Here is a 15319-nt window from a genome sequence, read left to right as displayed (position 1 = left end):
CGGTCGTTCCTTCCGTCCAGCGTCACGATGCTTCACCCGAAAGGGTGATCCTTCGCTGTCGGGGGACTGTACGGCATGACGGATGGGGCGGATGTGCTTGCCGGGCAATTGGCCGGTTACCGTGCCCCCATGGAAGACGAGGTGCGGATGACCGCCTGGGTGCGCGGCCGGGTCCAGGGTGTCGGTTTCCGCTGGTTCACCCGTGCGAACGCGCTGCGGATCGGCGGGCTCGCCGGATTCGCGGTCAATCTCGGCGACGGCCGCGTCCAGGTCGTCGCCGAGGGCCCCAAGGACCGCTGCGAGGCGCTGCTGGAGTGGCTGCGGACCGGGGACACGCCCGGGAACGTCGAGGGTGTCACTGAGATTTGGGCCACGCCGCGGGGCGGCTACGACGGCTTCGCGATCCGCTGACCGGGCCGGGCGGAGCCGCCCGGACGGCCCTGTCCGGCCACCGCGGCGGTGCGGGTTCGTGAGCTGCTTACGGGAGATAAGCCCAGGTGGTTGCCAACTCGGCCGACCCGTGCAAGGCTGCCGCTGTACGGATGATCTCCACGCCCGGCGGGCCCTTTCTGGAGAGTTGGCGCCATGCCCTGGCGGCCGCGCACTCTCAGGCGCCCGAGGATACGGGCTGTGATCGTGTTGACCCTCCATCCGTTTGGTGAGACGCTGGAATCCCCGCGCACCCTAGGTGTTTGGCATTGAATACACCGGGATAATGGCAAGCACCGCGGGTGCGAATCCCTCACGACCCAACCGCTTCGGTCGGTCACTCATTGTGGAGGACCATCCATCATGGCAAAGGCGCTTCTCGGTTACGTCGGCGGCTCCGACCCCCGAGTCCTCGCCGAGATGCGACGGCTTCAGCAGCGCGTCCAGGACCTCGAATCCGAACTCATTCGGATGCAGGCCGAGAACGACATGCTCTCCGCTGCCGCGCGTCGCGACGACTCGGTGCTCGACATCGACGTATCCCAGGCGGAGCCCGCGCTCACCTGACCCCTTCCGGGGCCGGACGGGCTGTCCGCCAGCCGTATGAGGCACCGCACGCTTCACGGTCAGCACCGCAAGATCTGCAAGGGACGCTTCGGCGTCCCTTCGTCGTTCTCCCCGTCCCCGGCAATTCCGTGCGGATCTTCCCCGCTTTGAGGATCTTCCCCGCCTTTGCCGTCGCGTGCGGTCTTTCCCGTCGTGGTCTCTTTCGCCGGCCGGGCACCTGGATGCTCTCCGGTCACTTCCGTACCAGGCGATTCCCCAGCCCCTCGGTGACGCCCTTACCGCATGATGTGCCCCTCCCTTTCCCCGGCGAAACCGGAAAGGGAAACGGCGGCGGATACCCGGCGGGCGCACGCCCGCGCCCCGGCCGCCGGAATGGCGCGGAAGGGGCCGCCGGGGCGGCCGGTAGAGTCCAATGGCGTGCACCTGAAGAGTCTGACCCTGCGAGGCTTCAAGTCCTTCGCCTCCGCCACGACGCTCCGCTTCGAACCGGGCATCACCTGCGTCGTCGGCCCCAATGGTTCCGGCAAGTCCAACGTCGTGGACGCGCTGTCCTGGGTGATGGGGGAGCAGGGCGCGAAATCGCTGCGCGGCGGGAAGATGGAGGACGTCATCTTCGCCGGGACCACCGGGCGGCCGCCGCTCGGCCGGGCCGAGGTCTCGCTGACGATCGACAATTCCGACGGTGCGCTGCCCATCGAATACGCCGAAGTCACCCTGACCCGGACCATGTTCCGCAACGGCGGCAGCGAGTACCAGATCAATGGCGACACCTGCCGGCTGCTGGATATCCAGGAACTGCTCTCCGATTCCGGTATCGGCCGGGAGATGCATGTGATCGTCGGCCAGGGCCAGCTCGATTCCGTCCTGCACGCCGATCCGATGGGCCGCCGGGCGTTCATCGAGGAGGCGGCCGGGGTGCTCAAGCACCGCAAGCGCAAGGAGAAGGCGCTGCGGAAGCTGGACGCGATGAAGGCCAATCTCGCCCGCGTCCAGGACCTCACCGACGAACTGCGGCGGCAGCTCAAACCGCTCGGGCGGCAGGCCGCGGTCGCCCGGCGGGCCGCCGTCATCCAGGCCGATCTGCGCGACGCCCGGCTGCGGCTGCTCGCCGACGACCTCGTCGCGCTGCGCCGGGCGCTGGCCGCCGAGATCGCCGACGAGGCGGCGCTGAAGGAGCGCAAGGAGGCCGTGGAGGCGCGGCTGCGCGGCGCCCGGCAGCGCGAGGCGGCGCTCGAGGAGGAGGTGCGCGCCCTCGCCCCGCGGCTGGAGCGGGCCCAGCGGACCTGGTACGAACTCTCCCGGCTGGCCGAGCGGGTGCGCGGCACGGTGTCGCTGGCCGAGGCCCGGGTGCGCAGCGCCACCGCGGCGCCGCCGGAGGAGCGGCGCGGCCGGGACCCGGAGGACCTGGAGCGGGAGGCGGCCCGGATCCGCGAGCAGGAGGCGGAGTTGACCGCCGCGCTGGAGGCGGCGAGCCGGGCGCTGTCCGACACCGTCGAGCACCGGGCCGAGCTGGAGCGGCAGTTGGCCGACGAGGAGCGGCGGCTGCGGGACGCGGCCCGGGCGCTGGCCGACCGGCGCGAGGGGCTGGCCCGGCTCAGCGGCCGGGTGACCGCCGCGCGCGGCCGGGCCGCCTCGGCGCGGGCGGAGATCGAGCGGCTGGCCGAGGCCCGGGACGCGGCGCGGAGCCGGGCGGCCGAGGCCCAGGAGGCGTACGAGCGGCGCAGCGCCGAGGTCGGCGGGCTGGACGTGGACGACGCGGAGCTGACCGGGCGGTACGAGGCGGCGCGGGCGGAGCTGGCGGCGGCGGAGTCCGCGCTGACCGCGGCGCGGGAGGCGCTGGCCGCCGCCGAGCGGGAGCGCGCGGCGACCGCCGCCCGGCACGACGCGCTCGCCCTCGGGCTGCGCCGCAAGGACGGCACCGGCGCGCTGCTGGCCGCCGGGGACCGGCTCGGCGGGCTGCTCGGGCCGGCCGCCGAGCTGCTGACCGTGGCGCCGGGGTACGAGGTGCCGGTGGCGGCCGCGCTGGGGGCGGCGGCGGACGCGGTGGCGGTCACCGGACCGGCCGCCGCGGCCGAGGCGCTACGGCTGCTGCGGAAGGAGGACGCGGGGCGGGCGGCGATGGTGCTGGGCGGCGGCCGGCCGGCCCGGGTGCCGGCGCCGGCGGGGCCGGTGCAGGCCGGGCCGGCGCAGGTGGGGACCGGGCAGGCCGGGCCGGTGGTGCCGGCACCGGCGGGGGCGGAGGTCCGGGAGGCGGTGGCCTCCTCGGCGGGCGCGGAGGCCCGGGAGGCGGTGGCCTCGCCGGTGGCGGCGGAGGTCGCCGGGCGGCCCGCGGCGGAGGCGGTGGCCGGGGGCGGGGGTGCCTGTGGGGCCGGTGGTTCCGGTGAGTTCGGTGGGGCTGGTGAAGGCGGTGAGGCAGCCGGGCCCGGTGGGGCCGGGGAAGCCACCGGTGCGTACGGGACCGGTCCGGGCCGGGCGCCCGGGGCCGCCGGGAGGCTTGTACCGGCGGGTGAACTGGTCGGCGGGCCGCGGGAGTTGACCGCGTCGGTGGCCCGGCTGCTGCGCGATGTGGTGGTGGTCGGCACGCTGGAGGAGGCCGAGGAGCTGGTGGCCGCGCGGCCGGAGCTGACCGCCGTCACCGCGGACGGCGATCTGCTCGGGGCGCATTTCGCGCAGGGCGGTTCGGCGGGGGCGCCGAGCCTGCTGGAGGTCCAGGCGTCGGTCGACGAGGCGGCGGCCGAGCTGACCGCGCTGGCCGCCCGCTGCGAAGAGCTGGCCGGGGCCCGCCGGGACGCGGAGCGGCGCCGTACCGAGTGCGCCGCGCTGGTCGAGGAGCTGGACGGGCGGCGGCGCGCGGCCGACCGGAAGAAGTCCGAGGTCGCCGGGGACCTGGGGCGGCTGGCCGGGCAGGCGCGGGCCGCCGCCGGGGAGGCCGAGCGGGCCGCCGCGGCCGCCGCCCGCGCCGAGGAGGCGCTCGCAGCGGCCACCGAGGAGGCCGAGGAGCTGGCCGCCCGGCTCGCCGCGGCGCAGGAGGACCCGGCCGCGTCCGACGAGGAGCCCGACACCTCCGTCCGCGACCGGCTGGCCGCCGACGGGGCCAACGCCCGGCAGACCGAGATGGAGGCCCGGCTCCAGGCGCGTACGCACGAGGAGCGGGTCAAGGCGCTGGCCGGGCGGGCCGACGCGCTGGACCGGGCCGCACGCGCCGAACGGGAGGCCCGGGCGCGGGCCGAGCGGCGGCGGGCCCGGCTGCGCCACGAGGCGGCGGTGGCCCAGGCGGTGGCCTCCGGCGCGGCGCAGCTGCTGGCGCATATCGAGGTGTCGCTGGTCCGGGCCGAGGAGGAGCGGGCCGCCGCCGAGGCGGCCAAGGCGGAGCGCGAACGGGCGCTGGCGGCCGAGCGCGAGCAGGGCCGGGAGCTGGCGGCCGAGCTGGACAAGCTGACCGACTCGGTGCACCGCGGGGAGGTGCTCGGTGCCGAGAAGCGGCTGCGGATCGAGCAGCTGGAGGCCCGGGCGCTGGAGGAGCTGGGCACCGAACCGGATGTGCTGGTGGCCGAGTACGGGCCCGACCAGCCGGTGCCGCCGTCCCCGCCGGCCGAGGGCGAGGAGCTGCCCGACGACCCGGACCACCCCCGCAACCAGCCGGTGCCGTTCGTCCGGGCCGAGCAGGAGAAGCGACTGCGGGCCGCCGAGCGGGCGTACCAGCAGCTCGGGAAGGTGAACCCGCTCGCGCTGGAGGAGTTCGCGGCGCTGGAGGAGCGCCACCGCTTCCTCAGCGAGCAGCTTGAAGACTTGAAGAAGACCCGGTCGGATCTGCTGCGGGTGGTCAAGGAGGTCGACGAACGGGTCGAGCAGGTCTTCACCGAGGCGTACCGCGACACCGCCCGGGAGTTCGAGGGCGTCTTCGCCCGGCTCTTCCCGGGCGGCGAGGGGCGGCTGGTGCTGACGAACCCGGACGACATGCTGGCCACCGGGGTGGACGTGGAGGCGCGCCCGCCGGGGAAGAAGGTCAAGCGGCTCTCGCTGCTCTCCGGCGGCGAGCGGTCGCTGACCGCGGTGGCGCTGCTGGTGTCGATCTTCAAGGCGCGGCCGAGCCCGTTCTATGTGATGGACGAGGTCGAGGCGGCGCTGGACGACACCAACCTCCAGCGGCTGATCGGGATCATGGCGGAGCTCCAGGAGAGCTCCCAGCTGATCGTGATCACGCACCAGAAGCGGACGATGGAGGTCGCCGACGCGCTCTACGGCGTCTCGATGCAGGGCGACGGCGTCTCGAAGGTGATCAGTCAGCGGCTGCGCTGAGGGGCGCGGGGCGGGACCGTCCGCACCCGGTCCGGAACGGTGTGTCGTCGGGCCGTGAAGCCATCCAAGATCAATTCAGGACTTGAATGAAGGCTGCGTTAGGCGGGTGAGAAATCCGTCAGGTTCGGCCTATTGACTTCGAAACTTAAAGGCATAGTCTCTGCAACGTTGCTTTTACCTTCAAGTGGTGGGTGCCCCCACCGTGTGCCCCACTTGTAAGGGCCAGCCCCCTACGCCCGGCAGCGCAGCCGGGCCACTGGAGTTCACGTTGACCAGCACCGCGCAGCCGACGGTCCCGGAAGGCCACAAGGCCCAGCCCGACCACCTCGGCCATGTCATCTTCATCACCGCGGCTGCCGCGATGGGCGGCTTTCTCTTCGGCTACGACAGCTCCGTGATCAACGGCGCCGTCGAGGCGATCCGCAGCCGCTACGACGTCGGGTCCGCCGTCCTCGCGCAGGTGATCGCCATCGCCCTGATCGGCTGCGCCATCGGCGCCGCCACCGCCGGCCGGATCGCCGACCGGATCGGCCGCATCCGGGTCATGCAGATCGCCGCGGCGCTCTTCACCATCAGCGCCATCGGCTCCGCGCTGCCGTTCGCCCTCTGGGACCTGGCCGTGTGGCGCGTCCTGGGCGGTATCGCCATCGGTATGGCCTCGGTCATCGGCCCGGCCTACATCGCCGAGGTCTCGCCGCCCGCCTACCGCGGCCGGCTCGGCTCCTTCCAGCAGGCGGCCATCGTCGTCGGCATCGCCGTCTCCCAGCTCGTCAACTGGGGCATCCTCAACCTCGCCGACGGCCAGCAGCGCGGCAAGATCGCCGGCCTGGAAGCCTGGCAGTGGATGCTCGGCGTGATGGTCGTCCCGGCCATCCTCTACGGGCTGCTCTCCTTCGCGATCCCCGAGTCGCCGCGCTTCCTGATCTCGGCCGGCCGGACCGACCGCGCCAAGGAGGTGCTCGCCGAGGTCGAGGGCAGCGCGGTGGACCTCGACGCCCGGGTCACCGAGATCCAGGACGCGATGCGCCGTGAGCACAAGTCCACCTTCAAGGACCTGCTCGGCGGCAGGGGCGGCTTCCTGCCGATCGTCTGGGTCGGTATCGGCCTGTCGGTCTTCCAGCAGCTCGTCGGCATCAACGTCGCCTTCTACTACTCCTCGACGCTGTGGCAGTCGGTCGGCATCAACCCGGAGAGCTCGTTCTTCTACAGCTTCACCACCTCGATCATCAACATCGTCGGCACCGTGATCGCGATGCTGCTCGTCGACCGGATCGGCCGCCGCCCGCTGGCCCTCATCGGCTCGGCCGGCATGGCCGTCGCGCTCGCCCTGGAGGCGTGGGCCTTCTCCGCCAAGACCGCGGCCGGCACCCTGCCGGCCACCGAGGGCACCGTGGCCCTGATCGCCGCGCACTGCTTCGTGCTCTTCTTCGCCCTCTCCTGGGGTGTCGTGGTCTGGGTCTTCCTGGGCGAGATGTTCCCGAACAAGATCCGGGCCGCCGCGCTGGGCGTCGCCGCCTGCGCGCAGTGGATCGCCAACTGGGCGATCACGGCGAGCTTCCCGAGCCTGTCCGACTGGAACCTCTCCGGCACCTACGTGATCTACATGATCTTCGCCGTGCTTTCGATCCCCTTCGTGCTCAAGTTCGTGAAGGAGACCAAGGGCAAGGCGTTGGAGGAGATGGGCTAACCCCCCCGCCAGCCCTCTCCTCAGTCCTCACCGCTGCCCCGGCTCACCCGAGCCGGGGCAGCGGTGCTGTGCGGGGACGGACGGGACCGGCTGTCCTACAGGAGCGGGCTGTCCTCGGGTATGAGCAGCCAGCGGCGCGGCGCACCGGCCACCGGCTCGGCGTCCGCCAGGCGCAGGCCGGCCTCCGCCGAGGCGTACGCCAGCTCGTGCGCGCCGTACATGGCGGCCGGCAGGGACCAGCTCCAGAAGCGGTACAGCCAGTGGCCCTCGGGCTCGTCGCCGTACGGCGGGAGGCCGATCTCCTCCATCCGCTCGGTGCGGCCGTCCCGGGAGAGCGTGCCGAAGGTGCCGCCCTTGGGGTTGAAGTACAGCCCGTACGCGGTGGTGCCGGGGGAGAGGGCGTCCAGCGGCGGCTCGGTGCTCAGCAGATACGACAGCGGCTGGACCAGTACGCAGCCGCCGGGCACGCCGGTGACGCCGACCCAGCGGTGCGCCTCCTCGACATCGCACTCATCGGGGCCGTACGAGGCGGCGCGGTCCGGATCCGCCGCGGCCTCCGGCGGGAGCACCGGGACGTCCCGGGGGTCCAGGCCCAGCCGGCGGATCGCCTCCTCCTCGCCGACGCCCGCCACGAACGCCACCGAGAGGCCGTCGGTGTCCACCCCCTCGAACACCGCCGCCCGCTCGTCCGCCTCCCGCTGGGCGGCGCGCTCCCCGGGAGTGAGCGGCACCGCGCCCGGCAGCCCGGCGAACAGCGGGGCCAGCTCCGTGGTCAGCGCCAGCCGGCCGGGGGAGCGGCCGGCGACCCGCGGGCGCCAGGCGTCGGCGCCGGCCCGCAGCAGCAGCGCGGCGGTCTCCCGCGCGCCGTGGCAGACGGCGTGCCACAGGGGGGAGCAGCCCTGGTCGTCCGGCTCGTCCACGGGCGCGCCGGCCTCCAGCAGGGCGGCGACCGCCTCCGGCGAGCCGTACGCGGCGGCGCGGTGCAGCGGCGCCTCCCGGGAGCCGGGCGCGCGGCCGGCCGGATCGGCGCCGCGGGCCAGCCGGGCCCGCACCACGGCGGCGTCCTGCCAGTGCGCGTTGACCATCCCCTCCCAGTCGGCGCGGGCCGGATCGGGGGCGGGCGGGCGCCACACCGCGGCCTCCGGCTCGGCCGGCCGGGCCAGGATCTCGGCCGGCCCGGCGCTGACGGCGAGGAACCCCCGCGATTCCCCGCCGTCCGCCGGAGCGTCCGGAGCCGCGGCGTCCGGCACCGGGGTGTCAAGCCCGGCGGCGTCCGGCCCCGCCGCGCCCGGCGCCACGGCCTCCGTCACCGCCGCGTCCGGCCAGATCTCCCGCGCCTCCCGGGCCGCCGCCCGCAGCGGTCCGGCGTCGAAGACCGTGACCGTCTCGGGCACCTGCTCGTCCGGCCACTCCACCACCAGCTGGGTGGGCCCGGCCGGCGGCAGCTGCGAGAGGTGGAGTTCGAGCGCGTAGTGGAACGCGCCGCCGGTGCCGCCGCTCAGCCGCAGCGTCGGGCCGGACCGCCCGGACGCCGGCCAGGAGGCGCCGTCCAGGGTGGTGACCTTCCGCCCGTCGGCCAGCAGCAGCCCGCAGCGCAGAGCCCCGCCGCCCGGGTGCCCGAACGGCGACGTCCGGCCGCCGGGGCGGATCCGGCGCAGGAAGACCGACAGCCGCATCGTCACCGACCGCGGCCAGACGTCCCAGCCGGTCAGCAGGATCCGCGCCGCCGGGCCCGCGCCGGCCTCGGCGAGCTGCGGGAGCTGGGCCGGGACGAACCAGTGGGAGGGCGCGAACTCCTCGTCCCCGGCGGGGACGTAGGAACCCAACTCCAGGGTCTCGTCGGGGACTTCGGGCGGTGGTTCGGCCGCGGTCAGACCGTCGAAGAAGCTCATGCACCGATCGTGGCACCCACCACTGACAATCGGCCGCGCGCCGCCGCTCGCGGGGGCCGCGGACATGGCGGGTCCCCTCCGCCAGAGCAGGTGGCGAAGGGGACCGTAGCTGACGATACGTCAGTTATGCCGTGGAGGGGAGGGCAACCCGTCGGGATCAGACGGTCTCGACGGCCTTCGGCTCGGCCTCGGCCGCCGGCGCCGGGGCCGCGTTCTCCGGGGCGGCCGGCAGGACCGCGAAGACCACCGCGGCGATCAGGACGGTGGCCGCCCAGCCCAGGCCGTTCTCGCCGATCCAGGTGCCGGCCAGCGGGCCGGAGAACCACTGCACCTTGGTGAAGGACAGCCCGGCCAGCAGCGCCACGCCCCAGGCGGTCAGCGCCTGCCAGCAGAAGCCGCCGCGGTACCAGTACCGGCTGGTGCGGCCGATGGTCATCAGGCTCTCCGCGTGGTAGCGCACGGCCATCTTGCGGCGGCGGAACATGTCCACCCCGTAGACGCCGATCCAGGCGGAGAACGAGACCGCGAGCAGGGTCAGGAAGGCGATGAACTGGCCCACGAAGTCCTTGGCCACCAGCATCATGAACAGGCCGCCGATGAGGCTGATGGCGGCGTTGATGCTGACCGCCAGGGCGCGCGGCAGCTTGACGCCCATGGTCTGCGCGGTGAAGCCGGCGGAGTACATCGACAGGCTGTTGATCAGCATCATGCCGATCAGCGCGGTGATCAGGTACGGGATCGCGATGGCGGACGGCAGCACCTGGCCGAGGAAGGACATCGGGTCGGTGTTCTGGTTGGCCAGCTCCGGGTTGGACACGGCCATCACACCGCCCATGACCACCATCGGGACGAGCACCAGCGCGGCGCCGGAGACGGTGGTGCCGACGATCTTCTTGCCGGACGCGGAGTGCGGGAGGTAGCGCGCGAAGTCCGGGCCGGTGGGCACCCAGCTGAGGCCGCCGGCCGCGATGGTGCCGATGCCCGCGATCATCATCGCGCCGCTGCCCGGCGCCTTGGCGAAGATGGCGCCCCACGGCATCTCGACGATCAGGTAGACCAGCACCACGACGCTGATGAGGCTGAAGAGGTACGTGGAGTACTTGTTGCAGACGTTGAGCGCCTTGCGGCCCAGGCCGCTGACCAGGAAGGTGCAGGCGACGAAGCCCAGCAGCGTCACCACGACCAGCACGTTGTTGGTCTTGATGCCGAAGACGAGGCGGAGCACGGTCAGGATCGCGTACGCGCCGCTGACCGCGTTGATGGTCTCCCAGCCGAAGCGGGCGACCCACAGGATCGCGCCCGGGAAGTAGTTGCCGCGCACGCCGAAGGCGGCCCGGGAGAGCATCGCGCCCGGCGCGCCGCCCCACTTACCGGAGACCGACAGCAGGCCGACGATGCCGAACGAGATCGTCGAGGCGATCGCGGCGACGACCAGCACCTGCCAGAAGTTCAGCGCGTTGTTGATCACCAGGGACGCGCCCATGGTGAGCAGCAGCACGCTGATGTTCGCCGCCACCCAGGTGGGGAAGAGCTCGCGGACCCGTCCCCGGCGCTCGTGATCCGGGACCGGCTCGATGCCCCGGGTCTCGACGGCGCCTTCGGCCGCGGGGGCGGATATGGATGAGGACGTAGTGCTGGTGCCCATGGGTGCAGCTGTCTCCGTGCGGGGGTCTGGGGCACCTCCGGGAGGGAGGTGCAGGCAGCGGCAGTGATGCCCGGCCAGATTGCGATTGCCAGGACTCTACGCGCGTTGCGCGGCCGACCACCATCGTACTTAGGTCCAACTTCTACCGGTCCGCCCCCTTGGACCCCCTGACGATGACACAGGTCAGGCCATCTTGTCGATGAATCCAGTCACACCCCCGTGATCAGGACATACATGGGCGCAGTGGACGGCCGAAAGAGGAATCGGAGGCCCCTCTTCCGGGTTTCCGGCGGTTCCCTGGAGCCCTTCGGAGAGACGCATCTCTCGTCTGAGCGCGGTGCGCGTGAGACCGCCGGCGGCGGGAAAACGCCCCCCTGGGCATGGCGGAGCGTCCTTGGTGCAAGGTGACCGGATGAACGACAGCGCGGACCCGTGGGAGGCCGATGTGCCGGACAAGACGTGCCAGTGGTGCCAGGGCACCGGATATGTGTCCCAGGCCCTCGCCTACGGACCCGGCGCCGATCCGTTCCGAGGGCCCTGCGAGACCGTCCAGCGGGCCGGCGAGTGCCGCCACTGCCAGGGCACCGGGACGTACGACGCGGACCGCGACCCCACTCTGGAGCGCTGGCGTACCCAGGAGCGCCGCGAGTCGTAGACCGGGCCGGGCCGGGGTCGTACGCCCTCCGGCACCCGGGGCGGATCCCCGGGCGCGTGCCGCGGCCGGCGGCGGGGTGTGGCTGATACTGGAGGGGTTATGGAAACCGTCATCCTTGCCGTAGTCATCGCCGTGGTCGTGCTCGGCGCGATCAGCGGGCTCGTCGTCACCGGCCGCAGGAAGAAGCAGCTGCCGCCGCCCCCGCCGCCCACCCCCTCCGTCACCGCGCCCCCCGCCGAACCGCAGGTCGGCGAGGAGGCCGAGACCCCGCGCGACGAAGAACGCCGCACGATCGAAGAGGTCGAGCTGCCCGCGGCCGAGGCCCCCGTGGCCGAGCCCGAGGCACCGGCCGCCGAGCCGGAGGCGCCCGCCGCGCCCGCCGTCGAGGTCCCCGAGCCGACCGCCGGCCGCCTGGTGCGGCTGCGCGCCCGGCTCGCCCGCTCCCAGAACACCCTCGGCAAGGGTCTGCTGACCCTGCTCTCCCGCGAGCACCTCGACGAGGAGACCTGGGAGGAGATCGAGGACACCCTGCTGACCGCCGACGTCGGCGTCGCCCCCACCCAGGAGCTGGTCGAGCGGCTGCGCGAGCGGGTCAGGGTGCTCGGCACCCGCACCCCCGAGGACCTGCGCACGCTGCTCCGCGAGGAGCTGCTCGCCCTCATCGGCACCGACGCCGACCGCACCGTGCACACCGCCAACGGCATCGGCAACGGCGGCGGCGAGATCCCCGGCGTGGTGATGGTCGTCGGCGTCAACGGCACCGGCAAGACCACCACCACCGGCAAGCTCGCCCGCGTCCTGGTCGCCGACGGCAAGTCCGTCGTCCTCGGCGCCGCCGACACCTTCCGCGCCGCCGCCGCCGACCAGCTCCAGACCTGGGGCGAGCGGGTCGGCGCCCGTACGGTCCGCGGCCCGGAGGCCGGCGACCCGGCGTCGGTCGCCTACGACGCGGTGAAGGAGGGCATCGCCGAGTCCGCCGATGTCGTGCTGATCGACACCGCGGGCCGGCTGCACACCAAGACCGGCCTGATGGACGAGCTGGGCAAGGTCAAGCGGGTCGTGGAGAAGCACGGCCCGGTGGGCGAGGTGCTGCTCGTCCTGGACGCCACCACCGGCCAGAACGGCCTGGTCCAGGCGCGGGTCTTCGCCGAGGTCGTGGACATCACCGGCGTGGTGCTCACCAAGCTCGACGGCACCGCCAAGGGCGGCATCATCATCGCCGTCCAGCGCGAACTGGGCGTCCCGGTCAAGCTGGTCGGCCTGGGCGAGGGCCCGGACGACCTGGCGCCGTTCGAGCCCGAGGCGTTCGTGGACGCGCTGATCAGCTGACCCGGCGCCACGGTCTGACGGCGGCGGCCCCCGCCACCCGCGTACGACGGGTGGCGGGGGCCGCCGCCGTCCGGGGCACAGGGATCCGGCCAACACGGGCCGCGATCACCACCCGGGGCCCGCGCCCCGTTCAGAAACCCCGCGGCCCGTCCGGCGCGGCCCGCCCGCCCGCCGCGCGGTTGCACGCGTACGCCAGCGTGCCCAGCAGCAGCCGGGCCTGCGGCGGCCGGCCGGCGGTCTCCAGGGACGGCGGGCGGAGCCAGCGCACCGGGCCGCGCCCGCCGAGGTCGGACGGCGGCGCGGTGACGTACGCGCCCGGGCCCAGCGGCCGCAGGTCCAGCTCCGCGTCGTCCCAGCCCATGCGGTAGAGGAGGTCGGGGAGCGCGGCGGCCGCCCCGGGGGCGACGAGGAAGAGCGCGCGCCCGGTGGGCGTGACCGCCACCGGCCCCAGCGGCACCCCCATCCGCTCCAGCCGCGCCAGCGCGCCCCGCCCGGCCTCCTCCGGGACGTCCAGGACGTCGAAGGAGCGGCCCACCGGGAGCAGCACCGCCGCGCCCGGCGTCTCCGCCCAGGCGGCCAGCGCCTCCTCCAGCGTCGCGCCGGCCGCCAGCTCGCGGCCGAAGGACAGCGGATGCGCGCCCGGCGCGGGGCAGTCCGCCGCGCCGCACGAGCACTCCGTGCGGCCGCCGGTCCGCACCGCGCGGGCCCCGGGGACCACGTCCCAGCCCCACAGTCCGGTGTACTCCGCGACCGCGGTGCCCTCGGCCGAGCGGAGGCGGCGGCCAGGACCCGTACGCCGGTCCCGGATGCCGCCGATCGTGAAACCCATGCCCCCTCCAACGGGTGGTGCGTGTGAGTGGTTACGAGTCGGCGCATTGACGAGGAGACGGTTCTTCACGCTGGTGTTCACGCTCCGTCGGCGGTCCGCGATGCCGTTGGTGTGCGGTCGTGCACCGGGTGGTGCGGCGGCGGGCGCGCGCCCTGGCGTGCTTCGCTCCGCCCGGCCCCGGATGACCTGTGTCAAGTCAATCGCGGGAGAAGCCCGGGTAGTTCACGCGGAGGGGTGGCGAATGGTGGCGTTTCCGCGATCGGCGTCGCGCCGGGAGTGATCGTAGGATTACTTTCGGTGCACCCACCGCGGAGGGGCACCTCGCGCCCGGGTATGCCGGTGGCAAGGCGCCCGATCGCACCGGCGGAGGTGTGGCCGGATTCCGCGGTCGGGTAGAGGTACGGCGGCACGGGCGCCGCAACAGGCGGCATCCTGTGGGTGTTTCGCGGACAAGCGCGATCGGAATGGGGGCATTCCTGTGGGCGGCACTGGCGGCACCGCCGGCGCGGGCGGCACGGGCGGCAGCGAGGCCGCCAAGCGGCCCAACGCGCAGCTGGGCTCGTGGTTCCTGCGCAGCGGCTGGTCCAAGGGCGAGCTGGCGCGGCAGGTCAACCGCCGCGCCCGCCAGATGGGCGCCCACCACATCAGCACCGACACCTCCCGGGTGCGCCGCTGGCTGGACGGCGAGCAGCCCCGGGAGCCGATCCCCCGGATCCTCTCCGAGCTGTTCTCCGAGCGCTTCGGCTGCGTGGTCGGCGTCGAGGAGCTGGGCCTGCGCACGGCCCACCGCTCCCCGTCCGTCTCCGGCGTCGACCTCCCCTGGGCCGGACCCCAGACGGTCGGCCTGATCAGCGAGTTCACCCGCAGCGACCTGATGCTGGCGCGCCGCGGCTTCCTCGGCACCTCGCTCGCCCTGGCCGCCGGACCGAGCCTCATCGAGCCGATGCAGCGCTGGCTGGTGCCGGTGCCGGCCGCCCCCGCCGACCCCGGGGCGCGGCCCGACCGCACCCGCCCGGCCCGCCTCTCCCGCCCCGAGCTGGAGCTGCTGGAGGCGACCACCGCGATGTTCCGGATGTGGGACGCGCAGTGCGGCGGCGGGCTGCGGCGCAAGGCGGTGGTCGGCCAGCTCCACGAGGTCACCGACCTCCTCCAGGAGCCGCAGCCGCCGGAGGTCGCCACCCGGCTGTTCAAGGTCGCCGCCGAACTCGCCGAGCTGGCGGGCTGGATGAGCTACGACATCGGCCTCCAGCCCACCGCCCAGAAGTACTTCGTGCTCGCCCTGCACGCCGCCAAGGAGGCCGGCGACCGCCCGCTCGGCTCGTACATCCTCTCCAGCATGAGCCGGCAGATGATCCACCTCGGCCGGCCCGACGACGCGCTGGAGCTGATCCACCTCGCCCAGTACGGCAGCCGGGAGACCGCCACCCCCCGCACTCAGGCGATGCTGTACGCGATGGAGGCCCGCGCGTACGCCGGCATGGGGCAGCCCAGCAAGGTCAAGCGGGCGGTGCGGATGGCCGAGGACACCTTCTCCGACATCACCCCCGGCGAGCCGGAGCCGGACTGGATCCGCTTCTTCTCCGAGGCCGAGCTGAACGCCGAGAACGCCCACTCCTACCGCGACCTCGCCTACGTGGCCGGCCGCAGCCCCACGTACACCTCGCTCGCCGAGCCGGCCATGCGGCGCGCCGTCGAGCTGTTCCGCGAGGACCCCGAGCACCAGCGCTCCTACGCCCTCAACCTCATCGGGATGGCCACCGTCCACCTCCTGCAGAAGCAGCCCGAGGCGTGCGCGGTGATGGCCCGGCAGGCGATCCCGTTCGCCCGCCAGGTCCGCTCCGAACGGGTCCACAACCGCCTGCGGAAGACGGTGGACACCGCGGTCCGGGAGTACGGGACGGTCAGTGAGGTGATCGAGCTCGGGGACGAGCTGTCCCGCCAGCTCCCGGAGACCGTGGCGGCGGGCTGAGCCCCCCGGGGGCGGCGC

General features: G+C 73.7%; 10 protein-coding genes. 7 read left to right on the top strand and 3 right to left on the bottom strand.

The window, feature by feature from the left end; all coding sequences use genetic code 11:
• Positions 1–129 precede the first annotated feature (129 nt).
• From ADL22_RS15385 to ADL22_RS15370, 4 genes are all read left to right on the top strand, one after another.
• Complete coding sequence (locus ADL22_RS15385; protein ID WP_066978791.1) at positions 130–411, top strand: acylphosphatase; 282 nt, start codon at positions 130–132, stop codon at positions 409–411.
• Positions 412–792: 381 nt separating this feature from the next.
• Positions 793–996 (top strand): hypothetical protein, encoded by a 204-nt coding sequence (locus ADL22_RS15380; protein ID WP_066978788.1) that lies wholly within the window; start codon positions 793–795, stop codon positions 994–996.
• A gap of 417 nt (positions 997–1413) precedes the next feature.
• On the top strand, positions 1414–5295 hold the full coding sequence (locus tag ADL22_RS15375; RefSeq protein WP_079064149.1) for a chromosome segregation SMC family protein: 3882 nt from the start codon (positions 1414–1416) through the stop codon (positions 5293–5295).
• 268 nt (positions 5296–5563) lie between these two features.
• Positions 5564–6982 carry a sugar porter family MFS transporter gene (locus ADL22_RS15370; RefSeq protein ID WP_066978781.1) on the top strand — a complete coding sequence of 473 codons (1419 nt, stop codon included), beginning with the start codon at positions 5564–5566 and terminating at the stop codon, positions 6980–6982.
• Positions 6983–7077: 95 nt separating this feature from the next.
• Here the strand turns inward: ADL22_RS15370 and ADL22_RS15365 are convergent, their stop codons facing one another.
• Entirely contained in the window at positions 7078–8874 is a 1797-nt protein-coding gene (locus ADL22_RS15365) for an ankyrin repeat domain-containing protein (RefSeq protein ID WP_066978778.1), read from the bottom strand.
• A 157-nt stretch (positions 8875–9031) separates the two neighbouring features.
• Positions 9032–10519: a purine-cytosine permease family protein gene (locus ADL22_RS15360; RefSeq protein ID WP_066978775.1), complete on the bottom strand. Its 1488-nt coding sequence runs from the start codon at positions 10517–10519 to the stop codon at positions 9032–9034.
• A 412-nt stretch (positions 10520–10931) separates the two neighbouring features.
• On the opposite strand from ADL22_RS15360, the gene ADL22_RS15355 reads away from it, so the two are divergent.
• Together ADL22_RS15355 and ftsY are read left to right on the top strand one after the other, a co-directional pair.
• Positions 10932–11174, top strand: a complete 243-nt coding sequence (locus ADL22_RS15355; RefSeq protein WP_066978771.1) for a hypothetical protein — start codon at positions 10932–10934, stop codon at positions 11172–11174.
• Between the two features lie 99 nt (positions 11175–11273).
• Positions 11274–12503, top strand: coding sequence for a signal recognition particle-docking protein FtsY (ftsY, locus tag ADL22_RS15350; protein ID WP_066978768.1), 1230 nt, complete (start codon positions 11274–11276; stop codon positions 12501–12503).
• 130 nt (positions 12504–12633) lie between these two features.
• On the opposite strand, the gene ADL22_RS15345 is transcribed toward ftsY, so the two are convergent.
• Complete coding sequence (locus tag ADL22_RS15345; protein ID WP_066978765.1) at positions 12634–13332, bottom strand: bifunctional DNA primase/polymerase; 699 nt, start codon at positions 13330–13332, stop codon at positions 12634–12636.
• A 478-nt stretch (positions 13333–13810) separates the two neighbouring features.
• Here ADL22_RS15345 and ADL22_RS15340 point away from each other — a divergent pair, with 478 nt between their 5' ends.
• Positions 13811–15301: a hypothetical protein gene (locus ADL22_RS15340; RefSeq protein WP_066978762.1), complete on the top strand. Its 1491-nt coding sequence runs from the start codon at positions 13811–13813 to the stop codon at positions 15299–15301.
• Positions 15302–15319 lie beyond the last annotated feature (18 nt).

It is taken from the genome of Streptomyces sp. NRRL F-4489 (genome assembly GCF_001509485.1).
In the GTDB taxonomy this organism is placed as follows: Bacteria; Actinomycetota; Actinomycetes; order Streptomycetales; family Streptomycetaceae; genus Streptomyces.
The sequence above is the reverse complement of the archived record's forward strand: the minus strand, read 5'-3'. Positions and strand labels throughout refer to the sequence as shown.